Annotated in this window: 24 protein-coding genes and 1 tRNA gene; 13 read left to right on the top strand and 12 right to left on the bottom strand. The window is 55.1% G+C overall.

The features are described from left to right. Positions 1 to 53: 53 nt before the first annotated feature. Together ACR0NZ_RS19385 and ACR0NZ_RS19380 are read right to left on the bottom strand one after the other, a co-directional pair. Entirely contained in the window at positions 54 to 515 is a 462-nt protein-coding gene (locus ACR0NZ_RS19385; RefSeq protein WP_480521202.1) for a hypothetical protein, read from the bottom strand. Positions 516 to 716: 201 nt separating this feature from the next. Continuing rightward, entirely contained in the window at positions 717 to 1,016 is a 300-nt protein-coding gene (locus ACR0NZ_RS19380) for a hypothetical protein (RefSeq protein WP_480521200.1), read from the bottom strand. A 565-nt stretch (positions 1,017 to 1,581) separates the two neighbouring features. Between ACR0NZ_RS19380 and ACR0NZ_RS19375 the strand changes: the two genes are divergently transcribed. The 7 genes from ACR0NZ_RS19375 (at position 1,582) to ACR0NZ_RS19345 (ending at position 10,367) form a co-directional block, all read left to right on the top strand. After that, positions 1,582 to 2,097 (top strand): DUF805 domain-containing protein, encoded by a 516-nt coding sequence (locus tag ACR0NZ_RS19375; protein WP_480521198.1) that lies wholly within the window; start codon positions 1,582 to 1,584, stop codon positions 2,095 to 2,097. Positions 2,098 to 2,170: 73 nt separating this feature from the next. Continuing rightward, on the top strand, positions 2,171 to 2,941 hold the full coding sequence (locus tag ACR0NZ_RS19370; RefSeq protein ID WP_480521196.1) for a hypothetical protein: 771 nt from the start codon (positions 2,171 to 2,173) through the stop codon (positions 2,939 to 2,941). Further along, positions 2,925 to 3,461, top strand: coding sequence for a hypothetical protein (locus tag ACR0NZ_RS19365; protein ID WP_480521194.1), 537 nt, complete (start codon positions 2,925 to 2,927; stop codon positions 3,459 to 3,461). The genes ACR0NZ_RS19370 and ACR0NZ_RS19365 overlap by 17 nt, the downstream gene beginning before the upstream one ends. A 687-nt stretch (positions 3,462 to 4,148) precedes the next feature. Further along, the gene (locus ACR0NZ_RS19360; RefSeq protein WP_480521193.1) at positions 4,149 to 4,388 is read left to right on the top strand and encodes a hypothetical protein; all 240 of its coding nucleotides are present in this window, start codon (positions 4,149 to 4,151) and stop codon (positions 4,386 to 4,388) included. Beyond that, positions 4,385 to 5,854, top strand: coding sequence for a flavin-containing monooxygenase (locus tag ACR0NZ_RS19355; RefSeq protein ID WP_480521191.1), 1,470 nt, complete (start codon positions 4,385 to 4,387; stop codon positions 5,852 to 5,854). Before ACR0NZ_RS19360 ends, ACR0NZ_RS19355 begins: the two co-directional genes overlap by 4 nt. A 288-nt stretch (positions 5,855 to 6,142) precedes the next feature. Continuing rightward, the gene (locus ACR0NZ_RS19350) at positions 6,143 to 6,904 is read left to right on the top strand and encodes an adenylate/guanylate cyclase domain-containing protein (RefSeq protein WP_480521189.1); all 762 of its coding nucleotides are present in this window, start codon (positions 6,143 to 6,145) and stop codon (positions 6,902 to 6,904) included. Positions 6,905 to 7,574: 670 nt separating this feature from the next. Beyond that, on the top strand, positions 7,575 to 10,367 hold the full coding sequence (locus ACR0NZ_RS19345) for a bifunctional aconitate hydratase 2/2-methylisocitrate dehydratase (protein WP_480521187.1): 2,793 nt from the start codon (positions 7,575 to 7,577) through the stop codon (positions 10,365 to 10,367). 151 nt (positions 10,368 to 10,518) lie between these two features. Here the strand turns inward: ACR0NZ_RS19345 and ACR0NZ_RS19340 are convergent, their stop codons facing one another. Then, a complete protein-coding gene (locus ACR0NZ_RS19340) occupies positions 10,519 to 10,977 on the bottom strand; it encodes an Lrp/AsnC family transcriptional regulator (protein ID WP_480474860.1) in 459 nt (152 codons plus the stop codon). A 119-nt stretch (positions 10,978 to 11,096) separates the two neighbouring features. Between ACR0NZ_RS19340 and ACR0NZ_RS19335 the strand changes: the two genes are divergently transcribed. Beyond that, positions 11,097 to 11,897, top strand: coding sequence for a phenylalanine 4-monooxygenase (locus ACR0NZ_RS19335; RefSeq protein ID WP_480521185.1), 801 nt, complete (start codon positions 11,097 to 11,099; stop codon positions 11,895 to 11,897). Between the two features lie 16 nt (positions 11,898 to 11,913). Here the strand turns inward: ACR0NZ_RS19335 and ACR0NZ_RS19330 are convergent, their stop codons facing one another. The 5 genes from ACR0NZ_RS19330 to ACR0NZ_RS19310 form a co-directional block, all read right to left on the bottom strand. Then, entirely contained in the window at positions 11,914 to 12,435 is a 522-nt protein-coding gene (locus ACR0NZ_RS19330; RefSeq protein ID WP_480521183.1) for an N-acetyltransferase family protein, read from the bottom strand. Next, on the bottom strand, positions 12,432 to 12,986 hold the full coding sequence (locus ACR0NZ_RS19325) for a helix-turn-helix domain-containing protein (RefSeq protein ID WP_480521181.1): 555 nt from the start codon (positions 12,984 to 12,986) through the stop codon (positions 12,432 to 12,434). The genes ACR0NZ_RS19330 and ACR0NZ_RS19325 overlap by 4 nt, the downstream gene beginning before the upstream one ends. Positions 12,987 to 13,103: 117 nt before the next feature. Beyond that, positions 13,104 to 14,120, bottom strand: coding sequence for a Fe(3+) ABC transporter substrate-binding protein (locus tag ACR0NZ_RS19320; RefSeq protein ID WP_480521179.1), 1,017 nt, complete (start codon positions 14,118 to 14,120; stop codon positions 13,104 to 13,106). A 225-nt stretch (positions 14,121 to 14,345) separates the two neighbouring features. Further along, positions 14,346 to 14,471: a type B 50S ribosomal protein L36 gene (gene ykgO / locus ACR0NZ_RS19315; RefSeq protein ID WP_085868787.1), complete on the bottom strand. Its 126-nt coding sequence runs from the start codon at positions 14,469 to 14,471 to the stop codon at positions 14,346 to 14,348. Positions 14,472 to 14,561: 90 nt separating this feature from the next. Further along, positions 14,562 to 14,636, bottom strand: a tRNA-Val gene (locus ACR0NZ_RS19310). 148 nt (positions 14,637 to 14,784) lie between these two features. On the opposite strand from ACR0NZ_RS19310, the gene ACR0NZ_RS19305 reads away from it, so the two are divergent. Continuing rightward, a complete protein-coding gene (locus ACR0NZ_RS19305; protein ID WP_480521176.1) occupies positions 14,785 to 15,645 on the top strand; it encodes an N-formylglutamate amidohydrolase in 861 nt (286 codons plus the stop codon). A 2-nt stretch (positions 15,646 to 15,647) separates the two neighbouring features. Here the strand turns inward: ACR0NZ_RS19305 and ACR0NZ_RS19300 are convergent, their stop codons facing one another. Beyond that, entirely contained in the window at positions 15,648 to 16,901 is a 1,254-nt protein-coding gene (locus ACR0NZ_RS19300; protein WP_480474866.1) for a DNA polymerase IV, read from the bottom strand. Positions 16,902 to 17,251: 350 nt separating this feature from the next. After that, the gene (pyrF, locus tag ACR0NZ_RS19295) at positions 17,252 to 17,956 is read right to left on the bottom strand and encodes an orotidine-5'-phosphate decarboxylase (RefSeq protein ID WP_480474867.1); all 705 of its coding nucleotides are present in this window, start codon (positions 17,954 to 17,956) and stop codon (positions 17,252 to 17,254) included. A 139-nt stretch (positions 17,957 to 18,095) separates the two neighbouring features. Here pyrF and ACR0NZ_RS19290 point away from each other — a divergent pair, with 139 nt between their 5' ends. Together ACR0NZ_RS19290 and clpB are read left to right on the top strand one after the other, a co-directional pair. Next, complete coding sequence (locus ACR0NZ_RS19290; protein ID WP_480521174.1) at positions 18,096 to 18,413, top strand: hypothetical protein; 318 nt, start codon at positions 18,096 to 18,098, stop codon at positions 18,411 to 18,413. Positions 18,414 to 18,538: 125 nt separating this feature from the next. Further along, on the top strand, positions 18,539 to 21,157 hold the full coding sequence (gene clpB / locus ACR0NZ_RS19285) for an ATP-dependent chaperone ClpB (protein ID WP_480521172.1): 2,619 nt from the start codon (positions 18,539 to 18,541) through the stop codon (positions 21,155 to 21,157). 53 nt (positions 21,158 to 21,210) lie between these two features. Here the strand turns inward: clpB and ACR0NZ_RS19280 are convergent, their stop codons facing one another. Further along, the gene (locus tag ACR0NZ_RS19280; RefSeq protein WP_480521170.1) at positions 21,211 to 21,834 is read right to left on the bottom strand and encodes a class I SAM-dependent methyltransferase; all 624 of its coding nucleotides are present in this window, start codon (positions 21,832 to 21,834) and stop codon (positions 21,211 to 21,213) included. Positions 21,835 to 21,931: 97 nt separating this feature from the next. Next, positions 21,932 to 22,747, bottom strand: a complete 816-nt coding sequence (locus ACR0NZ_RS19275; protein ID WP_480474870.1) for a cyclase family protein — start codon at positions 22,745 to 22,747, stop codon at positions 21,932 to 21,934. A 378-nt stretch (positions 22,748 to 23,125) separates the two neighbouring features. Between ACR0NZ_RS19275 and msrP the strand changes: the two genes are divergently transcribed. Further along, positions 23,126 to 24,028, top strand: a complete 903-nt coding sequence (gene msrP / locus ACR0NZ_RS19270; protein ID WP_480521216.1) for a protein-methionine-sulfoxide reductase catalytic subunit MsrP — start codon at positions 23,126 to 23,128, stop codon at positions 24,026 to 24,028. A 4-nt stretch (positions 24,029 to 24,032) separates the two neighbouring features. Continuing rightward, positions 24,033 to 24,647 carry a protein-methionine-sulfoxide reductase heme-binding subunit MsrQ gene (gene msrQ, locus ACR0NZ_RS19265; protein WP_480494588.1) on the top strand — a complete coding sequence of 205 codons (615 nt, stop codon included), beginning with the start codon at positions 24,033 to 24,035 and terminating at the stop codon, positions 24,645 to 24,647. The last annotated feature ends 252 nt before the right edge of the window (positions 24,648 to 24,899 follow it).

Below are 24,899 nucleotides of genomic sequence, written 5' to 3'. Positions count from 1 at the left end.
GCAGGTCCTCTTTTGGTCCATCCTTGATGTTCTGTTCCTCGTGGGCAGGAACCTTATTTCGCATCCCTCAACTTTGATAGAAACTCATCGCATGCCTGTGCGCTGCCGACGACCTCGTCTATCGTTCCAATTCCTTGCAGTGATGCCATCTCGGAATTTACGCGATTGAGAACCTGATCCGCTTGCTCGGGGATGATCAGGTTCTCTGCTTGTGCTCCTTTCAATGTGGTGCAGACACCGGCGGAAAAGCCTGTCGCAACGCCGACACCCACCGCGGCCCCGCCACCCAGGGTCATCGCCCCAACCACGCCGAGGACGAGCCCGATCACAATACCCAAGATCACTTTTCCCATGTTTTCCAAACTTTTGGTGAAAAAGATTTCAGGCTTCACTATTGGCGCAAACTGCGGGCCCATCTGCAAATCAAGACCAGCGCTAGCAGATTGAGTACTGGTGCAATCGCCGCGAACAACGGTTTGGCTGACTCCGAGACCAAATCCGCCAGAAGTATCCAAGGCAGTCCCAACGGCAGAAGGAACACCCCGGACAAAGGGTCTCTTTCCTGTCCCAACTAGCCAAATGTGCCCGTCAAGAATGCAATCAACGCCAACAGGTAAAGGATCGCGAATACAATGATGGTGGTTCTACAAACCAAGTCGAGCCTCAGCAGATCAAGCCAGTGCTGCGCAGCCGTTTTCGGCTACGCAGCAGACTGGTCACAATGCGCCTTCGTCGCCCAGGAACTCGATACCAGCTGTCGCGCCATCACTGTAAGCAATGCAATTCCAAGGAGCACGATCCTCACCAACGCCTACAGTAACCTGTGTTCCCGCCTCGCTAAAGGCGGATGAGAGCACCACGACTTGCGAATTGTTCGTCGTGTTGGCTACATCTCGCAAACACGCCTGTTGGGCTGGCGTGAGCTCGGCTGACGCGCTTGATGTACTCGTATCGTCGCAGGCCGCAAGCAGTGCGAAACAAGTTGCGCCCGCAATCTTCACCATCTTGTTGGTCATTTTCTTCTCCCTCTGGGTTCGTTGAAATTAATCAAATTGGATGTGCTTGTTTGAAGCTCTCGTATCTGGACAGCCAATGGAACATACCTCGACCCTGTGACTATCTTGCCCAAAACCTGCCGCGGAGGGCTTTTTCGACGGAACGATTATTCGTTGACTGCCGAGACCGCCAACAACGCGTGATGCCCGAATGGCGCCACTGGAAAAAGCTAAAGCGAACTCTGGAGGGAGGGCTAGTTCGTTAAGTCCAAGCATCGCGTCCTCCCAACGCTCGATCAATGGAGAAGGCCTTCCGACCGCCAGCACTCACTCCAGTAGTCGGAAGGGCTCGGCACAGCGAGCAGCAGCGACCACAACGGAGGTAAAATAAAGTTGTGTCGAATTCGAATGTTTGAATCTTATTCTTCATAAATCAATATTTTTTTTGTAAACTTCTTTACGCTCTCGTACGATAGGCTTCTGCTTTTAAACAAAAAGGTAGGTGGGAGCACTCATAAGGGAGAATGTGTTCTTTTGGGTCGGCGACGCGTTCTGAGTTCGCACAGAAACTAAGAAAGGATTGAAAATGGGGTTTGTTGAAGCCGTTAAAACGTGTTTCTCGAAATACTTCCAGTTCTCCGGTCGGGCTATACGCTCAGAATACTGGTGGTTCTTCTTGTTTGTGGTTCTCGTGAGTGCTGCTTTAGCTGTGCTGGATACGGTCATATTCGGGACCAACCCCGAAACGGGGCAAGGATCTCGGGTTCTGTCCTTTGTTTTCCAACTTGCAGTTATCATACCTATGCTGGCCGCCGGTTGGCGGAGGCTGCATGATACAGGACGACCTGGCTGGTATTTGCTGCTGCCGATGGCGCTCAGCATTACAACGCTTTTTGTTATGTTGGGTGGGGTGGCGTTCTTCTCGGTGTTGGAGCAAGGGACCGAAAACCCCGATGCATTACGAGGACCCGCCGCAGTCCTGGGCGTAACCGGTATTGTTGTTGTCTCAATTCTTCAATTGGTTCTGTCCATCTTGATGATCTGGTGGCTGACACGACCTTCGGAAGAAGGCGCAAACGAATACGGCGCACCTGTTTCCTGATCTGGTGGCCGGGGCGGCGGGCCGGATTCTCTGCTGAATGAAAGTGCGAAACGCAACAAAATGGAGAGAGAAAATGAGTTTCAAGACGATTTCCATTGGAGCGCTAATGATAGTAATAGCAACCACGGCATCGGCGGAGTGGTCGTTCAGTTCCGGGCCCAACCCCAATGCCTTTATTCAGACCGGAAACATGACGCTGGAGCTTCAGTGTAATCGTATCCGCTTTGCTCCGGCTGGATATGAGGATAGCCAGGACATCGTGGAAAAGCAGGGGCTCTCCATTCGTTTTTTGAAGAACGGCACCACCGAGGTTGGTGCATTTCAGGTTGGCGCAGAAAACGCTGCCATGCAGATCGTCGACAACTATCCCGTCGAGGTCAGTTTCAATAGTCAAGAGGACTATGGTTTTGTACTGGACCAGCTTGCGGCCAATGCAACAGTTAATCTGTCGATGATTGATCAAGATGTAAGCTACGGAATCTTTGACTTGAAAGGTTCCGGCGCGGCAATTCGGTCCCTTCGTTCCGCGTGCGATTCAGATACTAGCCAGGGGGGGTCCTACGAAGCACCCGAAGGCATCGTCTATTGTGGTGGTGGAGCGATAAAACGCCAGATCGAATATGTAATTCTGGACAATCCAGAGGGGGAGTGGGACGCGCGAGTAACGGTCAACGGCGAGTCGATCAGAGCCATGACGGCCTACAGTTACTTCGGAAACTCTGTGCCGCCCGCCGGATTTGTCGTCGCCCTGCTTGGGGAGGACAGGTCCGAGTTTCTGATTTTTAGCGAAGGCTCGACAAACTGGCTGGAATATGGGGACTACAGGTATGATCAGTGCAATTGATACCTCCTTCCAACCAGCTTCCCAAATAGCGTGTAAGATGAAATGTTTGGTCGCCGGGATTGTGCTTGCTTCGGGCCTTGTTTGGACCTCACCAGCTGTCGCGGCTGATGTATCGCAACTTCCGCCCGGTTTGCAGGCGAGGGTTGATTTGGCGGCACGAGCCTGCGCGGAGTTCAACGACGGTCAATTTGACATAGCCTGGGGCGCGGTTGAAAGGGTCGATCTCGACGGAGATCTACAACGCGACTGGGTTTTGAATGAGTCTGGTTTTGCGTGTTCGAGCGCCGCATCTCTTTACTGCGGAACTGGCGGATGCATGTCGCACTTCCTGGTTGAAGAGGAGGTTCATTCATTGCTCAATCAAGGCTGGACTGTTGTTGATTTTGGGCGTCAACGCGTTGTCGTGGCAGATATTCATGGATCCAAATGCGACGCAATAAACCCAACGCCTTGCGTCAGCGCTAGTGTTTGGGATGGCGAAGCCAACACTTGGCGCTCGTCTGCTGGCCATTGGGAGTAAGTAACATTTAGGCACCGCAGGTAAGCCTGAGAGTCTGTTTGTTCGATGAGTTCTCTATAGCATGCAAACATATGGGCAAATCGTGCAAAGTTATGCGCTAATACCGCGAAGAGTTATGGGCAAAGTTCCAAGATTTTCTTTAATGAAATCAATGTCGGCAATGTAGCGTTACGAGCGCACCTACACGGTTTGTAGGTGCGCGCATAACACTTCGCACACGTCATAAGTTTGCGTAGTTCGCCCATAGTTTTGCGCTGCGTGATTGTCTGCCTTAGTGATGAATTAAATCAGTTTTTGGCTTAGTCGTTGCGGTAATGGCCCTTTGCGTTGCGCAATCTCGCAAAGGGCCTCCCTAAGGAACCTTGGGTTCCATGCGGCCTTTTTGCTTGGATTCTCGCTAAGGTCTGCGATGCGCAGAAAGCAGACTTTGCAAAGTTTGTCGACGTGTATCTTCCTGACACCAATCTCGCTACCAAGTGCTGCTGCGGCTTCCTCCAATAGCTCATTGAAACAGGCTGTAGGGGCAATCTTGGTACGAGCGGGCAAGCTAAGATTTTGAACGAGTTCTCAGGGGCATGACGGCAACGGCGACTTCGATGCCGTCTGTGATTTCAAAAGCGCCAATGGTCGCCTTGCTTTCTAAAACTGTGATTTCGTGATATCCTGATATCGCCTTGGGGGGCTGTTATGGGCGATTTCTTTTGGATTGGAACAGCAATCGGCGCTGCGATTGGGCTGCTCAATATGTTGTTCATTTTGCGTTCTCGCCTCGGTCAGACTGGGTTAAATCAAGCAAAGACAATTTGGCAAGGCCTGTGGGTATGGGCGCTTTGGACCGTGTTCGGTGCCTATGTTCTGGCGCTCTGGCTTGTGGGTGTCGTTCTCTTGGGCTTAACGCGAATTTTGCGACGGGGAACTGAGGCATGAAAGTAGGGGAGGTAAAAACCGCCGCTATCATTGGTGCGGGGGTTTCCGGGCTTGCTACTGCAAAATGCCTGACGAGGGTTGGGATCCACTGCACTGTTTTTGATCGCAATCCGTACCTTGGCGGTGTCTGGGCGGACGGATACCACGATTTTGGCGTTCAGGTGCAAAAGGACCTGTACGAGTTCCCGGATTTTCCGCTTTCCGAAGAAGCGTCTCATTTCACTCCGGGGCCGGTCTTTCGAGAGTATCTGGAGGATTATTGCGATCATTTCCGAATACGAGAGTGCTTACGGTTAGGCACCCGCGTCACCTTGATTGAGCGCAAAACTGACGGGTGGTTACTTGAGGTTAGTGGCTCCGAAGGATCTGAAGATGTTGAAGTCGATCTCGTTGTTGTTGCAACCGGGCTCTATTCAGAGACACCAAATGTCCCGAACATTCCCAAACGTGAAGATTTTGGAGGAGAAGTCCTTCACGCCAGCGAATTTAAAGACATATCGCAACTCAAAGGTCGTCGTGTCGCTGTAATCGGTTACGGAAAAAGTGCCACAGATATAGCGGGTTCGGCTGTGGGTGTCGCGGAAAAGGTTCACCTCGTATTCCGAACCGCACACTGGCCTGTTCCGCGCAAATTGCTGGGTGTTCTTCCTTTCAAATGGGGAATGCTGACACGCCTTGTTGCAGCCCTGATCCCTCCGTATGTGAGACCCAGCCCAATCGTGCGCGCTATCCACTCAATAGGATATCCGTTGCCCTGGCTGTTCTGGCGTATCGTAGAACTGCTGCTCAGTACCCAGCAACGATTGCGAACGCAAATCGCACGTGGTGAGACCCTGATGCCTGAGACGCCTGTCGAATTCGACGCGTTTACGGAAGTAACTATGGTTCCACGTCCTGAGCTCATCGACTTTATCCGATCTGGTAAGATTTCTGCACATCGAACAGGTGTGAGTGCATTCTCTTCCAGCGGAATCGACCTTGCGGATGGGGATTCTCTTGAGGTCGATTGTGTCGTCTTCGGCACGGGCTGGAAGACCGGCTACCCATATCTACCGAAGTCGATACTCAACTCTTTGGATGATGGGCCGGATGGGTTCTATTTATACCGGCATGTCCTACACCCCTCGGTGCCAAACCTTGCATTCGTGGGTCGGGCGTCCTCCTTCATGAGTGTGACGACCTTCGCGCTTCAGGCCAAATGGCTTGCGGAAGTCGTTGCAGGTCGTGTGCTCCTACCGGATGCTGAGGCCATGCAAAGCGATATCGATGCGCTAAAGTCCTGGAAACAATCATGGATGCCAGAAGGGCCGGGACGTTCCGCCACACTTCTGCTTCACATGTTCCACTATCACGATGAACTCCTACTCGACATGAGTGTAGACCCACTTCGCAAACGCGGTATCCTGGCGCCGATTTCTGAACTGATTGTGCCTTATCGTGCGGCCGACTTTCGAGACGTAGCCTAAGCGATTTGTACGAGAAGCCCCTAATATCCTTGTGACACTTCTTTAAAATGGATGCGCGGGAGGGTTTTTGTTTGGAACGACACCTAGCGGCAATACTCGCAGCTGACATTGTTGACTATAGCGCGCTGTCAGTACTGACGAGCAAGCCACTTTGCACGCTAACAAGGGTCACTTTAGAGCGCTGGAGCCGCATATCGGATTGAATGGCAGGCGCCTGTTCAAAAAGACCGGTGACGGTTTTTTGCATAGTTTTCTTCGGTTTTGGATGCGGTGGCGTGTGCGGAAACGATGCAGCGTCAGATGGTTGAGCGGAACGCGGCACGCGGGCAAATCCCGGAGGTTCAATTTCGTATGGGAATTCACGCGGGTGATGTTTTTGATGACAACGGTGATGTTCTTGGTGACGGCGTCAACATCGCGGCCCGGCTGGAAGGTCTGGCTCCTCCCGTAGGCATTATCGTTTCAATGGGGGTATACGAAGACGTCATAGGTAAGGTGGATATTGCGTTCGCAGAAATAGGATCGCAATACCTGAAGAATATCGCGCGCACTGTGACAGCCTACTCTGTTCAGACTTCATTCGTCACCACGCGCCCAGCAGCTCAATCTCGCCCTGACAAACCTCCAGTGGCCGTATTGGCGTTTGAAAATCTGCCGTCTGACGCAGAGCAGGACTATTTCGCAGAAGGTATTACCGAAGACATTATTACCAGCTTGTCCAGAGTGCCCTGGACATTCGTAGTCGCCCGAAACTCTTCTTTTTCTTACAAAGGGCTTTCTGTTGATGTGCGTCGTATAGGCCGTGAACTTGGTGTCCGCTACGTGCTGGAGGGTTCTGATTGTGGAGTTGGTAACCGGTTGGGTGTGACTGGAAAGCTGATTGGCGCGCAAACCGGATCGCATGACTGGGCGGATCGATACGATGGCAAGCGCGACGATGTTTTTGACCTCCAGGGTCAAACTTCTGAGAACGTTGTAGCTTCAATTGCACCAAGCATAAGACAGGTTAAGATCGATCTCGTTCTGCCCACAAGCGCCCGTATATGCTAGGAGCATATGATCACTTCCTGCGAGCACAGGCAGCGACCTACAGGTTCAGCTCCACTGAGGCGGACGACCATGAGAACGGCGGTGAGAAAGCCTGCCACAGTAGCGGCGGGATGACCCTGCTGCGGGCGCGAATAAGTCGTCCAGCTTTGCCCTTTCTTTTGACGGAGGGAGGGAGGATCTTCACCGTGGATTTGTATCGTAAAGTTCGTTTGCCGTGTGCTGAGGGCATGAGTCAGCGATAAGCGGCTTCGGATGGCAAATATGCCAAGGGCCACCTTTGGCTGGAAGCACCCGGAGATGTGCCACCTTTTGAAGATGCGGTCTGGTTGCGGGGGCATGATGGACAGTCCATTGGAATCTTCCCCTCTCATGATATGGTGATTTTGCGATTGGGATTGACACCGTCTCGGCTGGGTTACTCACACTTGCCACTGGCCAAGGAACTGATTTCCGCCACTGGGGGCTAGGGTACCAGTGTGCTGATACCAATTGGCCGCGACAGACAAATCACGCATGACGGACAGATATTTCGACAGATACATCCTCGATCAGGACACAGGGTCGCAGGAGAGAGTCTTGCAAGTTGTGAGCATTTAGTATACCGCGGCATACAAAATTAAGGCGCTGGTTTATTACCTGCCAGCGCACCAGCTAAATGGTCGGAACCGTCATGAGCCTATATACAGAATACCTGAACGAGATCGAGACGCGCAAAGAGCAAGGTTTGCACCCCAAACCCATTGAAGACGGTGCGCTGCTTCAGGAAGTCATTGAACAAATCAAAGATGTGGACAACGTTCACCGCGCCGAGTCTTTGTCCTATTTCATCTATAACACGCTGCCGGGTACAACCAGCGCAGCTGGTGAAAAGGCGCGGTTCCTGAAAGAGATCATACTGGGTGAAGCCTCGGTCGAAGAAATCTCGCAGGCCTTCGCGTTCGAGTTGTTGTCACATATGAAAGGCGGCCCCTCGGTCGAGGTTCTGCTGGATCTGGCGCTGGGCGATGATGCGTCGATCGCAAGTCAGGCGGCAGAGGTGCTGAGAACGCAGGTGTTCCTGTATGATGCGGATACCCAGCGCCTCAAGTCTGCTTTTGAGGCCGGAAACGTGATCGCAAAGGACATTCTGGAAAGCTATGCCAAGGCCGAGTTCTTTACCCGGCTGCCTGACATCGAAGAGGAAATCAAGGTTGTGACCTATGTCGCGGCCGAAGGAGACATTTCCACCGACCTTCTGTCGCCCGGTAATCAGGCGCATTCTCGTGCGGATCGGGAACTGCATGGAAAATGCATGATCACACCGGCGGCACAGGCCGAGATTCAGGATTTGCAGAAACAACACCCGGACAAACGTGTCATGCTGGTCGCCGAAAAAGGGACAATGGGCGTCGGGTCGTCGCGCATGTCCGGCGTCAACAACGTCGCCTTGTGGACCGGAACGCAAGCCAGCCCTTATGTTCCCTTTGTGAACATCGCACCAGTTGTCGCGGGAACAAACGGAATCTCACCGATCTTTCTGACCACCGTTGGCGTGACCGGAGGTATCGGCATTGACCTGAAGAACTGGGTCAAAAAGCTGGATGACGACGGCAACCCGATCCTGAACAACGACGAAAGTCCTGTCCTTGAACAGAAATACTCGGTCGAGACCGGAACCGTTCTGACCATCAACACAAAGGACAAGAAGCTTTACAACGAAGCAGGCGATAAAGAGCTTGTCGATGTATCGTCGTCCTTCACGCCGCAAAAGGTCGAATTCATCAAGGCTGGCGGCTCTTACGCTATTGTCTTTGGCAAGAAGCTGCAGACCTTTGCGGCGGAAACCCTTGGTGTTGCGCTGGAATCTGCATTTGCTCCGTCCAAGGAAATCTCGCACGAGGGACAGGGCCTGACAGCTGTCGAGAAGATCTTCAACAAAAACGCGGTTGGCGTGGCTGACGGAAAGGTCCTGCACGCGGGCTCGGATGCTCGGGTGAAGGTCAATATCGTTGGGTCGCAAGACACCACCGGCCTGATGACCGCGCAGGAGCTGGAAGCTATGGCGGCAACCGTGATCTCGCCCATCGTTGATGGCGCATATCAGTCCGGGTGCCACACAGCGTCAGTTTGGGACGCAAAGGCGCAGGCGAACATACCCAAACTGATGAAGTTCATGAACAGCTTTGGCCTGATCACTGCGCGTGATCCCAAGGGTGTTTACCATTCGATGACAGACGTAATCCACAAGGTGCTGAACGACATCACCGTGAATGACTGGGCCATCATCATTGGCGGCGACTCGCACACCCGCATGTCCAAGGGCGTAGCGTTTGGAGCGGATTCGGGCACCGTTGCGCTGGCGCTGGCCACCGGTGAAGCCACGATGCCGATCCCTGAATCGGTGAAGGTGACCTTCAAGGGCCAGATGGCAGACCATATGGATTTCCGCGACGTGGTTCACGCCACCCAGTCGCAGATGTTGAAGACATTCGGTGACAACGTCTTCCAGGGCCGGATCATCGAAGTTCATATCGGCACCTTGCTGGCGGATCAGGCGTTCACATTCACCGACTGGACGGCCGAGATGAAGGCCAAGGCTTCGATCTGTATTTCCGAAGATGACACGCTGATTGAATCTCTGGAAATCGCCAAAGGCCGCATCCAGATCATGATCGACAAGGGTATGGAAAACGAAGCCCAGACGCTGCAAGGTCTGATCGACAAGGCGAATGCGCGGATAGCGGAGATCAGGTCGGGTGAAAAGCCGGCCCTGAAACCCGATGAAAACGCCAAGTATTTTGCCGAGCTCGTCGTTGATCTGGATGAGATCGACGAACCGATGATAGCCGACCCGGATGTGAACAACGCTGACGTATCAAAGCGTTACACCCACGACACTATCCGCCCGGTTTCCTACTACAAGGGTGAAAAGAAGGTCGATCTGGGCTTTGTCGGGTCGTGCATGGTGCACAAGGGCGATCTGATTATCGTCTCGCAGATGCTTAAGAACCTTGAAGAGGAACAGGGCACTGTCGAATTCAAGGCCCCGCTGGTTGTCGCAGCACCGACCTACAACATCATCGATGAGCTGAAAGAAGAAGGCGAGTGGAGCATTCTTCAGAAATACTCGGGCTTTGAATTCGACGATCTGTTTCCGAAAAACAAGGCACGCACGGAATACGAAAATATCCTGTACCTTGAGCGGCCCGGCTGTAACCTTTGCATGGGGAACCAGGAAAAGGCTGCAAAAGGCGATACCGTTCTGGCGACATCCACGCGCCTTTTCCAGGGTCGTGTCGTTGAAGACTCCGATGAGAAAAAGGGTGAGTCCCTGCTTGCGTCGACACCGGTTGTCGTGCTCTCGGCTATATTGGGCCGGACCCCAACCGCCGAGGAATACAAGTCGGCGGTAAAGGGGATCGATTTGACTAAGTTCGCGCCGCCGATGGAAAAGCCCGCGACCGCGAAATCGGCTCACTTCTGAAGACGTTTTGATCCTTGTAAGCCCGGCCGCCAATAAATGGTGGCCGGGCTTTTCCAACTGAGTGACACACCCCGCCCTTCAACACCACGTCTTAGAAAGGATGGGTTATGCCGCTAACAGAGCCGCTCAGGTTCCGTTTTGGTGGACCCTGTCAAAGAATGGGTAAAGGGCCGCGGGTCTTGGTCTGGCGAAGCACAAAGTTGCTGCGGGTGTCGCGGACCAGCCCTGATTTCAACAGGCGCTGCATGATGAAGACCTCAAGATCCTCAGGGGATTTGGCGTAAACCTTCAGGATAAAGTCGTGATCCCCGGTGATCGAGGCGCACTCGACGATTTGCGGCTCGGTCTCGACCAGACGAAGAAACGCCGAGATGCTGTTCTCCTGATGGTCCTTCAGCGCGACGTGGACATAGGCAATGGCATTCAGGCCGACTGCCTTGGCAGAAACCTGCGCGCGATACCCTGAAACCACCCCGGACGATTCAAGGTCACGGACGCGGCGCCAACATTGCGAAGCCGACAACCCGGTCCGGTCGGCCAGTTCCTGCATAGACAGGCGTCCACTGGCCTGAAGCTCTCGCAAGATATCAATGTCGGCAGGGTGAAGCATTTGGCCCGCAAATGGCAATATCTCGGAACGTTTCGTTCATAATACAGACGATGCGCAGAATATCAAAACAAATTCTCCATGTGAGTTGAGGTATCCTGATCTCATGCAGGAGGATGCTGATGCCCAAATCGACCAAATATGTCGCCAAACTCGCGGATGAATATGGCCACATTACCTACACAGACGAAGAGAATGCGGTCTGGGCTGATCTTTACGCGGCACAGGAAGAAAACGTACGGCGCTATATGGCGCCGGAATACCTAAGCGGTTTGGCGCGGCTGGACCTACCGAAGACAAAAGTGCCTTCTTGTGCAGATATTTCTAAACGGTTGCTGGACCTGACCGGTTGGCGGGTGCAGCCGGTTCCGGCGCTGATCGGATTCAAGACGTTTTTCGGGATGCTGGCGGATCGGGTTTTTCCGGCCGCCTCTTTCATCCGCTCCCGGGAAGATTTCGACTATATAGAAGAGCCGGATATCTTTCATGAGATATTCGGACATACACCGTTGTTAAGTGATCCGCGTTTTGCCGCGTTCAGCCACGCCATCGGGCTAGCCGGAAAGCAGGCAGATGACGCGGATTATGCCTGGTTGATCAGGCTCTACTGGTTTTCGATCGAGTTTGGCCTGCGCCGCCAGAACGGTCAGATCAAGGCGCTGGGTTCAGGGTTGGCGTCGTCGCCGACAGAACTGGTCTATGCCGTGACCAGCGACATACCCGATCGTGACCCATTTGACGTTCTTACGATTCTGCGAACACCCTACCGGATCGACATGCACCAGATGGGGTATTTTGTTCTGGATGACCCTGAAGAGTTGTTTGAGGCCGCCGAACGGGACCTGCTGGCAGATGTTCGTCGTGCGCGCCGCCTCGGGCTGTTGCCGAACAAGTTTCCCGAAAAGGTAACCGCCGCCCAGTAGCGGGGGCTGCGTCTTTTCAAGGGTCAAGGTTTTTGTACATATAGGTTGTGGGCTCGAATTTTGGTTCAAATGGGTTCCGGCAGTAATTCGGTATTTCCCCCGCGATCTGAAACCCGAGGCTTTGATAAAGCAGCCGCGAGGGATCGGTGCTGCGCGTATCAAGTACTAGCACCGTGCGCCCCACCTCTCGCGCCCGAAGAACAAGCGCATTCATCAGGGATCGGCCTAACCCCCGCCGTCTGGCGTTGGGGTGGACCAGAAGTTTCGCCACGTCGGCGCGGTGGGGTTGGTTGGGCATTGCCGCCGGGATCAGTTGGACGGTGCCTGCAATGCGGGGACCGTCATTCGAAACGAACAAGTCCAGTTTACCTGACCTAAGACCGGGCTGTACGTATTGTTGCCAGTACGCACGCGCATCATTCAGGGTAAACGGAAGTATGAAACCTATGCTGGCCCCATCGTGAACACAGGCATGCAGGATTTCTGCCAGGTCGTCCAGCGCCGCGTCAAAATCGTTATCGGTCAGGCGCGTGATCATATAAGCACCAGCAGGTAACGTGCGCCACGCGACGCCCCTGTTTCAAACCGGGTCGGTCCTGACAGATGATAGCGCAGGCAATCTCCGGCGTTCAGCGCGTGGGGTGTTCCATCGACCGTCAGGGTAAGCGCTCCGTCCACTAAGATCAGATGATGCTCTTGCCCCGATTTAGTTGGCACTTCGTAGGTAATGACCCTGTCCCGGGGAAGGTGGCATTCCAGAACCTCGGCGTTCAATCCATTTGCGGGTGGTGAAACAGCACGGCGGGTGAAGCCGGTTTCAGGGTCGCGCCACTCGGTCTGGTGTTCGAATGGAACCTTGGGGTCAAAGCTGTCTTCAACCATCATCAGCAGGCGTGAGATCGGCAGATCGTATGCAGCACACAGACGGCCTAGGTTGTCGGCTGTTGGGCTGACATCCCCTTTTTCCATACGGGACAAGGTGGCGCGGCTGATCCTGCTGCGTTCGGCAAGGTAATCCAAAGACCAACCGCGCCCGCGGCGCAGCTCGCTCAGGCGATTGGCAAGGCGGTTTGACAGGGTGTCAGGCATTACACCATCGTGAAAAAATTTCTCATATATGAGAAAGTACACTAACAAATATCACATATCAACGAAAAAGGATGCGAACAATCCGCATCCTTTTCAATAAGTCAGCGCTAAGAAAGATTACTTCCAGCCAACTTCGTTAAAGATCTTCTGCGCTTCGGGGATGTTCTTTGCAACGTCTGAAAGGTTCACGTCGTCGGCCTTGAATTCACCCAGCGCCTTGACCGACTCGGCCAGTTCGACATTTGGAACAGCCGGGAACTCGTCATTGCCCGCCGAGAAGTATTTCTGCGCCTGATCGCTGGCCAGATACTCAAGGAACAGGATCGCGTTTTCCTTGTTGGGTGCGTGCGCGGCGACCCCACCACCGGATAGATTCATATGCGCGCCATAGCTGTCCTGGTTCGGGAAGACCCAGTCGATCATGTCGCGGTCTGAGGACAAGCCTTTGACGTCTGTGCGAATGGAACGCGCGAAATAGTAGGTGTTCGAAACCGCGATTTCACACTCGCCCGAAACGATGCCGCGCAACTGGTCGGTGTCACCGCCCTGCGGGTCACGCGCCATGTTGGCGACAACACCCTCGGCCCAGGACTTGGCGGCCTCAGTGCCTTCGTGTGTGATGATCGACGCCAGCAGGGTCTGGTTGTAGGTGTTGGTCGAAGACCGGATACAAACCATTCCCTTGTATTCCGGTTTGGCCAGATCAGCGTAGGTGGCCGGCGGGTTGGTCACGTTTTCCTTGTCGAAAAAGATGATCCGACCGCGTTGCGAGAAACCAAACCACTGATTGTCGCTGTCCTGCAGGTTGGCTGGAATGCGCTCTTCCAGTTTTGCGCTGTCGATCGATTGCAGGATACCTGCGTTCTTGGCTCGTGCCAGGCGCGACGTGTCCACGGTCAGCATCACGTCGGCAGGTGAGTTTGCGCCTTCCGCTTCCATCCGGGCAATCAGTTCGTCCGCTTTGCCTTCGATCCTGTTAATCTTGATGCCAGTTGCGTCTTCAAAGTCGGTATACAGCCGTTCGTCGGTGTCATAGTGGCGCGACGAATAAAGGTTCAGCTCGCCTTCGGCGGCGGCAGATGTTGCGATCAGAGCCGACAGCGCGGCGGCCAGGCAGGTCGTGGATTTCAGCATAGTGTGCCTCAACAATTGAATTTCGGGCCGGTCATTAATCCGACTGATTTTCTCAATTATATGATTCTGGGCGGGATGCAAGTAAATCCGACTGATTTACTCGGTCAAAAGGTCGCGACCGTACTGTCGAATTTCCTGAAAACAACCAAACCTTCGACCAGTGTATCGAGGAACAAAAAAACCGCACCCGAAGGTGCGGTTTCTTTAAGCAGTGATGTGCAGTTCTTAGCCCTGACGCGCTTTGAACTTGCGCTGCGTCTTGTTGATCACGTAGACGCGGCCTTTGCGACGCACAATCCGGCAGTCACGGTGCCGGTTCTTGAGCGAGCGGAGCGAGTTCCTGACCTTCATGGTCTGTCTCCAATCTGCGGCGCCTTCATCAAGGACGTGGCCAGCGCCTGGGTTACTCGGGTGTCCCGGAGAACCGGAACAGTGAAATCATGGTGGGCGGTACAAGGATCGAACTTGTGACCCCTTCGATGTCAACGAAGTGCTCTACCGCTGAGCTAACCGCCCACTTTCCCTTTGCGTGCCTTGCCCCATAACGAAATGGGGCGCGGATCCCCGCGCCGGTAGCGGGTCTATAAAAGGAGTCGCAAATGGGTTCAAGGGGTTTGGAAGAACAATTTTTCCGGTCTATGTTGATTACGAGCACGGAGGGATCATGCAAAGCGCAGCCTATGTATTGGATATACCCGAAAACCGCACCTCGTGCGTGGTTTTTTCATCGCCTCATAGCGGGCGGGAGTATCCTGAGGCTTTTCTGAACCGGTCCGTATTGAACCGGAGCGTGATTCGATCCTCAGAAGACGCCTTTGTTGATCAGTTGTTCGCGCCCGCCGCGGAAAACGGTGCCCCTTTGATCAAGGCGGCCATGCCACGCGCCTATCTGGATTTGAACCGCAGTCTGGATGAACTTGACCCGGCCTTGATCAGCGGTGCCCGCAGGCTCGGGCATAATCCAAGGGTCGCGTCAGGGCTCGGGGTGATTCCCCGCGTGGTAGCCAACGGTCGGGCAATTTATCGCGGCAAACTCACCATGGACGAAGCGCGGCTGCGCATCGACACTTATTGGCGCCCTTATCATGCGCGGTTGAAATCCCTGCTGGCCGAATCACACGAGATGTTCGGACAGGCAATTCTGGTGGACTGCCACTCGATGCCGCACGAGGCGGTGGCCATGGCAGGCACTGCGCGCGGAAGGCGGCCCGAGATCGTGTTGGGCGACCGGTTTGGCGCGTCCGCATCCTCTGAGGTTGTGGACCTCATTGAAGCGGCTTTTGCGGCAGCGGGTCTCAACGTGGCACGCAATGCGCCTTTTGCCGGGGCATATGTGACACAAACCTATGGTCGTCCCGGTCGCCAGCAGCACGCTGTTCAGATCGAGATCGATCGCGCTTTGTACATGGACGAAGAAAAAATCGCGCCCAATGCCAATTTCATGGCGTTCTCGAAGCTGCTCAGGCAGGTGGTCCGGGAGATTTCCAGCCTGGGTGCGAGCCCAGAGCGTCTGGCGGCGGAATAATATCAGCGCAGCGCACGGCCCTTCATGATTGCTTCGGCCCCGAACCGCTGGCGAATCTCGTCCGTGGCCCGTTCGGCCTTTGATCTGCGGGCAGCATCCGGATCCAGCAGGTCGCCGGAAATATCCGCCTGATCCGCCGGGCAAAGGTCAGACAAACCACAGCCCAACAACCGATACGGCCCCTGATCGCCAACCTGATCGAACAGGCCCCGGGCCGTGCGGTAAATCCGGTCGGCAATCTGTGTCGCATCCCGCAAGGACACGCGCCGCGTCAGGATCTTGTGATTGGCTTTCTTCAGTTTCAACGTGACAACCCGACCTGCCAGATCCTTTGCCTTGGCGCGGTCCGACACTTTCAGGGCCATGCGCCACAAATGGCCGTCCAGAATATCAAGGCTCGACGTGTCTTCGAAAAATGTCGTCTCGTTGCTGATGGATTTCATCGGCTCATGCGCAGATACGCGTCGCTTGTCCTGACCCCGGGCCAAGTGCCACAGGCGATATCCCATCGAACCGAACCGTGCGGTAAGTGCCTCCTGATCCCAACGCAGCAAATCACTGAAAGTTCTGATCCCGGCCTGGTCCAGCGCTTCCTGCGCAGCCGGGCCAATGCCCCAGATCAACCTTACGGGTTTGTCACTCAGAAACTCTGCCGTTTCCGCCTTGCCAATCACTGAAAATCCGCGCGGTTTGTCGAGGTCCGATGCGACCTTGGCCAAAAACTTGTTGTGACTTAACCCGATTGAGCCGGTGACACCGATTTCATCCTTCATGCGCTTGACCAGACGCGCCAGCATGACGGCCGGTGGCGCGCCATGCAAACGTTCGGTTCCCGACAGGTCCATGAAGGCTTCGTCCAGCGACAGGGGTTCGACCACGGGTGTCAATTCATCCATCATGGCGCGGATGTCGCGCGACACCTGGGCGTAGACGGACATGCGCGGCTTGATCACGACGGCTTCGGGGCAGAGTTGCAACGCCTTGAACATGGGCATGGCCGACCGGACACCGCGAATACGGGCAACGTAGCAGGCAGTTGAAACAACGCCGCGCTTGCCGCCGCCAATGATAACCGGTTTGTCCGCCAGTTCAGGGTTGTCACGTTTCTCCACCGAGGCATAGAAGGCGTCACAATCCATATGGGCAATCGACAGGTCAAACAGTTCCGAGTGAGTCTTTACCCGCGGACTGCCACAGGCAGTACAGCGTTGTTCGTTTGACAATGTGGTCAGGCAATCTCGGCAAAGACCGGGCATCTGCGTCCTCATGCGTTCCGCAGTTAGCTTGGAAGTTCTTTATATCACCTGTGATCCTGGATCAAAGGCCCTGCTGGCATGGGATGATTTGAAAAGAAGACCCCCCGCACATCGCGGGGGGAAGTAACGAACCTCAGGAAGAAGCGGTTCGTAGGGGAGTATTTCCCCTTCAGAATCGCTGAAAATCATTAGTTTCGATAGGATGAAGGTTGTGCCGAGAAAACTCGGGTTTTGAATGTGTGTTTTCTGGCACAGAGACGATTTGGCGCGGTTTCGTCAAAAAGTGACCTTAGGTCAACTTGTTGCGCGGAAAATCCAACGCAAAACCCACCTGAAATGACCAGGTGGTCTTAGCACACCTTGAGAGAATTTAATTCGGAAAGAACGGCCTCAGCAGCGGCCTTTGGGTCTTTTGCCTGATAAATCGGGCGGCCAACAACGATGTGATCTGCGCCATCCTGAATGGCGCTTGCCGGGGTGGCTACACGTTTCTGATCACCAAGCGCTGCGCCAGCCGGGCGCACACCAGGGGTTACAATCAGACGCCCTTCAGCCTGTGGCAGAGCACGGATCAGGGCGGCTTCCTGCGGGCTGGCGATAACGCCATCAGCTCCGGCTTCAAAGGCTTTGGCCGCGCGTTCGACAACCAAGTCCTGCACATCGCCGGATTTCAGAAGACTTGCGTCCAAATCGTCGCGGTTCAGCGAGGTCAGGATGGTCACGGCGAGGATCTTCAGGTCTTTACCCGCAGCACCTTCTTTGGCAGCGCGCACCACATGAGGGTCACCATGCACGGTCAGAAAATCCAGATCGAATTGCGCCAACCCCCGAACGGCATTTTCTACAGTATTGCCAATGTCGAACAATTTCATGTCCAGGAAGATGCGCTTGCCGTGGTCCTGTTTCAGCTCGTTGGCCAATGCCAACCCGCCACCGGTCAGCATACCCAGCCCGATTTTGTAGAAAGAAACGCTGTCCCCCAAACGTTCAGCCATGGCCAACCCTTGCAGAGCGTTGGGAACATCAAGGGCTACGATCAGGCGGTCATCTGACATGGGGGCGCTCCTTTTTGGCAAACGTCTGCGTCCTAGCGGCTTCGGGCCGCTCTGTCCATCTGCTAAGCCGCGCAGGCAGCTTCAATTCGTGTTATCGTGCTCTGTATTGATAACTTGAATTCAAAATAAGGGGTAAAAAATGAATAAGCTGGTTCTGCTGGGCGCGTTGATTGCACTGGCCGCGTGTAATGACACGCCACCCGAAACACCGGACACAGGGGCTGCACCAGTGCCGACCAATGACGATTTGCGTTTGGTTGGTGGTTACAGGTCTGAGGGTGATTGGTGTCAACTTACTGGTGAAACGGCGTTTACCGGCAATTTCCTGGACCATACCGCAGATCTGGTCTCTTGCCCGACGGGAAGTGCGGCAGCCCAAACTTTGGTGAATGATCTGGGTGCCGTTCAGGTCGCCGAGACTGGTGGTTATACAGTCTATACCATCCAGCGTGAATAGGTCGATTTCTGTGTTTTAGCCTCTTGAACCACCAAAGATATTTCCCAGATTGAATGTGAGGCTTCGACCGATGTGTGCTGCCAGGCGGGCATGTCAAAACGGGGCGCTTGGAAAAGGAGAATATCATGGACTTGAACAAGTTCACCGAGCGGGCACGGGGATTCGTGCAGGCTGCGCAGACCATTGCGCTGCGCGAGGGGCACCAGAGGCTGGAGCCCACGCATATACTCAAAGCACTGATGGATGACGATCAGGGGTTGGCCAGCAACCTGATCACACGCGCGGGCGGCGCGCCGAGCCGCGTGGTTGAGGCGCTGGACACTGCGATGGGGAAAATCCCCAAGGTCAGCGGTGACGCGAGCCAGATTTACATGGATGGCCAGACTGTCAAAGTCCTGGACGAGGCCGCAAAGATAGCCTCAAAGGCAGGCGACAGTTTCGTGCCGGTTGAACGTGTTCTGATGGCGCTGTGCATGGTGAAGTCCAAGGCCAAGGATGCATTGGACGCCGGAGCCGTATCAGCGCAAAAACTGAACGAAGCGATTAACGACATCCGCAAGGGTCGCACCGCTGACAGCGCGTCGGCGGAAGAAGGCTATGACGCGCTCAAGAAGTACGCGCGTGACCTGACCGAGGCTGCAGCCGAAGGCAAAATTGATCCGATCATCGGTCGGGATGAAGAAATCCGCCGCTCGATGCAGGTTCTGTCGCGTCGCACCAAGAACAACCCAGTTCTGATTGGTGAACCTGGCGTCGGTAAGACCGCGATTGCCGAGGGCATGGCCCTGCGTATCATCAACGGAGATGTGCCGGAATCGTTGAAGGACAAGAAGCTGCTGGCGCTTGACATGGGTGCTCTGATTGCTGGCGCGAAATACCGCGGTGAGTTCGAAGAACGCCTCAAGGCCGTTCTGACCGAGGTGACTGAAGCTGCGGGTGAAATCATCCTGTTCATCGACGAAATGCATACGCTGGTCGGTGCCGGGAAATCTGATGGTGCAATGGATGCGGCCAACCTGATCAAGCCTGCGCTTGCCCGCGGCGAGCTGCATTGTATTGGTGCGACCACGCTGGACGAGTACCGCAAATACGTGGAAAAAGACGCAGCCCTTGCGCGCCGGTTCCAGCCTGTAATGGTACAGGAGCCGACGGTCGAAGATACGATCAGCATCCTGCGCGGCATCAAGGAAAAGTACGAACTGCACCACGGTGTGCGCATCTCGGATTCAGCGCTTGTTTCAGCGGCGACCCTGTCGCACCGCTATATCACTGACCGCTTTCTGCCCGACAAAGCGATCGACCTTGTCGACGAGGCCGCATCGCGTTTGCGGATGGAGGTCGACAGCAAGCCCGAAGAACTCGATCAACTCGACCGGAACATCCTCCAGATGCAGATCGAGGAAGAGGCACTGAAGCTTGAAGATGACGCGGCCTCGAAAGATCGTCTAGAAACCTTGCAAAAGGACCTGGCCGATTTGCAGGAACGATCCGCCGAGATGACAGCGCAATGGCAGGCCGAACGCGACAAGCTGGCGGGTGCCCGTGACCTGAAGGAACAGCTCGACAAGGCGCGCGCTGATCTTGAGATCGCCAAGCGTGAAGGCAACCTCGCCAAAGCGGGGGAACTGTCCTATGGCGTCATCCCCGAGCTTGAGAAAAAGCTGACCGAGGCCGAGAACGCCGAAAGCAATGGTATGATGGCCGAGGAAACGGTGCGCCCTGAACAGATTGCTTCTGTCGTGGAACGCTGGACCGGTATCCCGACCTCGAAAATGCTGGAAGGTGAGCGCGAGAAGCTGTTGCGGATGGAAGACGCTCTGCATTCCCGCGTGATTGGTCAGGATGCAGCGGTGACTGCTGTCGCCAACGCCGTGCGCCGTGCGCGAGCGGGTCTGAATGACGAAGGCCGCCCACTGGGATCGTTCCTGTTCCTCGGACCGACCGGCGTGGGTAAGACCGAGCTGACCAAGGCCGTGGCGAACTTCCTGTTCGACGACGACAACGCGATGGTGCGCATCGACATGTCCGAGTTCATGGAGAAACACGCGGTTGCCCGTCTGATCGGTGCCCCTCCGGGCTATGTCGGTTATGACGAAGGCGGTGTGCTGACCGAAGCCGTGCGGCGCAGGCCCTATCAGGTCGTGCTGTTTGACGAGGTCGAAAAGGCGCACCCGGATGTGTTCAACGTGCTGTTGCAGGTTCTGGATGACGGTGTGCTGACCGATGGTCAGGGCCGCACCGTGGACTTCAAGCAGACGCTGATCATTCTGACGTCGAACCTCGGCTCTCAGGCGCTCAGCCAGTTGCCCGATGGCGCGGACAGCGCGCAGGCCCGCCGTGACGTGATGGATGCGGTGCGGGCACATTTCCGGCCCGAGTTCCTGAACCGTCTGGACGAAACGATCATCTTTGACCGGCTCAAGCGGGCCGATATGGATGGCATCGTCGATATCCAGATGGCGCGTCTGCAAAAACGCTTGGCGGCCCGCAAGATCGAGCTGGCCCTGGACGATGGCGCCAAGGAATGGCTGGCCAACGAAGGCTATGACCCTGTCTTCGGAGCCCGCCCGCTGAAACGCGTGATTCAACGCGCCCTGCAGAACCCGCTGGCCGAAGCGCTGCTGGCCGGTGATATCAAGGATGGTGAGGTCGTTCCGGTCACCGCCGGGGCAGATGGCTTGATCATCGGTGACCGGTTGGGGACGTCGGAACGGCCCCGCCCGGATGACGCAGTGGTGCATTGACTTAGGCACAAACGGAAGACCCGCCGTATTGGCGGGTCTTTATTTGTCTGAATCTACGTTCTCCGACGCGCCAAAATTCCCCGGCTTGTCCGGGATGGTGGGCCTGCGGGAAATGAGTGCTCACATTCGCATTCGAAGCCAGCTTTGTGCAATAGTCCCAGAATTTCTTCTCTGCCGAATGTGCGATGGCGCCATTGCAGCCAGATGATCGCATTGCACCAATGCGGCTTTGACACCACCAGATACAAACGACCACTAGGGCGCATCAAATCGTGAATCTGCTCAAGTGCGCACAAAGGATCGAGGCAATGTTCGATGACATGCGCAGCCAGTGCCACATCAGCGGGTTCCAGAACGACAGACCCTAACAAGCCCTGCACAAGTCTTGGCTCGACACCCCGCGCCTGTAACGCGCTTTGACCCTGTTTCAACATGGCTTGACTGGGTTCGAGAAGGGTTACTTCGACGGGTGACCCATGAACAGCGACCCAGGCTTCTGCAAACGAGGCGGTTCCGGCACCGATATCAACAACCCGATTGTTGTGCTCTGGCGCGAGCTGACTTGCTGACAGAAAACCAAGATACGCATCGTAATAACCAAGAGCACGCATCTTATCCCGCCATTTTGGTGCAGCGGTATCATAGCGCCGTGTGATATCAGATTTGGTCTTGCCCATTGGCTGGCTTTCTCTCAGTGCCTACCACTCATGGAATGCGCAGAAGGAAACTGGCCCACTGAAGAAAGCGGGCCAGTTTCGCCGTACGTCAGTTAGGTCAGATCAGCGCAAGTATCCGCGCCGGACCTCCGGTACCGCCAGCGTGTTTCGGTGCGCCAATAACAAGTGTCGCGCCCGTCGCGGGTACCCGGTCCAGATTGGCCAGGCATTCGATCCCGAACCGGCCAGAAGGCAACCAGGCATAATGGGTGGCGAAATCCGCAGACATGCCGTGATCCAGTGACAAGGTGTCAACGGCAATTGACCGCGCCCCGGTTTCCTCCATCAGCATCTGCGCAGCTTCAACGTGAAAGCCTGGGTAATGCTGCGCTTCGCCGTCGAAATTGCGGAACTTATCCGTAGCGGTTTTGCCTGCCCATCCCGAGTGCATGGCGACGCAGGCCCCGTCGGGGATGTCACCGTTAGTGGCTATCCAGGCTTTCAGGTCATCAGGGGTTAAACGCGTATCGGCGTCTTCTGCTGCGCGGGCTGCGATATCGACCACGCAAAGTGGTGCAACCAGATCTGAGACCGGGATTTCATCGACTGAAGCTCCATCCGCAGAAAAGTGCAGTGGGGCATCTATATGCGTGCCCGTATGCTCATTAATCGACAAATTGAACAGATTGAATCCGTGTTCCGCGAAATTGAATGCCTGTTCAGCCGAGATGCCCGGCTCTCCGCCCCAGGTCGGGAACTCCGGGCTGAGCGTGTGGGTCATGTCTTGGACACCGCCATGCCCCGCGGCCAGTGTGGCCGGTGCCATTGCTCCGGTTGCGGCAGCCGCAACACCCGATGCCGCAGCAGCTTTGAAGAACCCGCGCCGGGACAGCATCCTGTCTTTTACGGCGTTCATTACACAGATATCACACATTTTTGTCCTCCCATTGCGGCCACGAGGCTGCAAAAACAGGCCCGCCACACTGTTGATCGCGTATGGTGCCTGTCGGACAGAGTGCAGTTTTAGACCCGCAGTTGTAAAGACTGCAGGCAGGCTACCCGGCTGTAATTCTCCTTTCAGAGCCAGCTCTGAGTAAAACGTATATGCCCGGCGTAATGTTCGAGCACCGCGAGTTGGCTCAGGTCGTGACGACCGTCGAAAACGGGCAAAGCGCGGCACAGTCCGCCTGTCTGGGCCTGTCGCCAACCGGAACGTTACAATCACGTCGCTCAAACGTGACGCCTGTTTCCATGGGTCTGTGCTATCAGCACCCTAAATATGTAATGACAAACGAATATGACGGAGACCCAGATGGCGCATCGCTGGACCAATACATTGACACATGCCAACGTCACCCCACGGGCGGCGTTCCTGAACCGGCGGCAGGTCATGGCCGGGATGGCGGGTGTTGGTTTGGCGGCAATGGGTCGACCAGCTGCGGCGCAGGATGCGCTGGAGCCGAACACGTGGGAAGAGATCACGAGTTACAACAACTACTATGAGTTCGGGACCGGAAAAGATGATCCGGCGAAATATGCACATACGCTGGTGACCGAACCCTGGAGCGTCAAGATTGACGGTCTGGTCGATCGTCCCGGTGAGTATGATTTCAAGGACATCCTGTCCGAGATGACGATCGAAGAACGCATCTATCGCTTCCGTTGCGTTGAAGCCTGGTCGATGGTCATTCCATGGAACGGGTTCGAATTGGCCGATCTTCTGAACATGGCAGGGATTAAAGAGGGCGCGAAATACGTGGCGTTCGAAACGGCCCACCGCCCGGATGAGATGCCGGGAACACGCTATCCAATTCTGGAATGGCCCTATCGCGAGGGTTTGCGCCTGGATGAGGCGATGCATCCGCTTACGATCATGGCCACTGGTATCTATAACAAGCCGATCCCAAATCAGAACGGCGCGCCTTTGCGTCTGGTCGTGCCGTGGAAATACGGGTTTAAATCGATCAAGTCGATTGTCCGCATCACGCTTGCTGAAGAAGAGCCGCCCACCAGTTGGAATATGGCCAATTCGCGAGAATACGGGTTTTATAGCAATGTAAACCCGAACGTGGATCATCCGCGCTGGTCACAAGCCTCTGAACGTGAAATCGGCGGCGGCTTGTTTGCCTCGCGTAAACCGACGCTGATGTTCAACGGTTATGAAGAAGAAGTCGCCAGCCTTTATGAAGGTATGGATCTGGCCAGGAATTACTAGAATCATGCAAGCCATCAATCAGACACTCCGGCGTATTCCGGTATGGGCTGTTTATTTGATGGGGGTGCTGCCTGCGCCCTGGCTGTTCTATCTTGGCCTGACTGGCGGTTTGGGGATCGAACCGATTGAGGCGCTGGAGCACCGCTATGGCGAACTGGCGTTACAATTGCTGATTGCCGGCCTGGCCATCACATCTTTGCGCCGATTTGTGGGCTTGAACCTGATGAAGTTCCGTCGGGCCATTGGCGTGCTGACTTTTGTATATGTCAGCCTGCATCTCCTTGTCTGGCTGGTTCTGGACGTACAGCTTCCCAGCCAGATTTGGGCGGATATTCTCAAGCGTCCTTATATTACAGTTGGAATGGGGGCGTTTCTTTTGCTGTTGCCTCTGACGGTAACATCCAACAACTGGTCGGTGCGCCATCTGGGGCCGCGTTGGCGCAGGCTGCATTGGCTGGTGTACCCGGCCGCTTTGCTGGGCGGCCTGCATTATGTGATGCTGGCAAAAGGGTTTCAGATCGAGCCGCTGATCTATTTGGCAGCTATCGTCATCCTTCTTACCCTCCGGTTGCCGATTCCAAGCCTGTCACTCCAGTCCAACACAGCAGATTCTGCCTGACTCGGAAGCGAGTCTGTGAGTAACATTGTGAACAAGGCGATAAAGTGCGGAACCCCGTCTGTGTTTCCGACGATTTTGGCGCGCCTCCGCTTGATAGGGACCCGCTAACAATTTGAAAATAAATAATTAATTTTGCAATCTGCATTTTCTATAGTTTTTGTTCATTTTCCGCTTGCGGGTTGGAAGTCTAATCCGTAAATACCCCTTCACCGGCGCAGCTGAGGTTGGCCTGACGGACTGGAAAGACGGTTG

It is taken from the genome of Ruegeria sp. AE3 (genome assembly GCF_056542225.1).
This window is presented reverse-complemented; position numbering and strand designations above follow the sequence as displayed.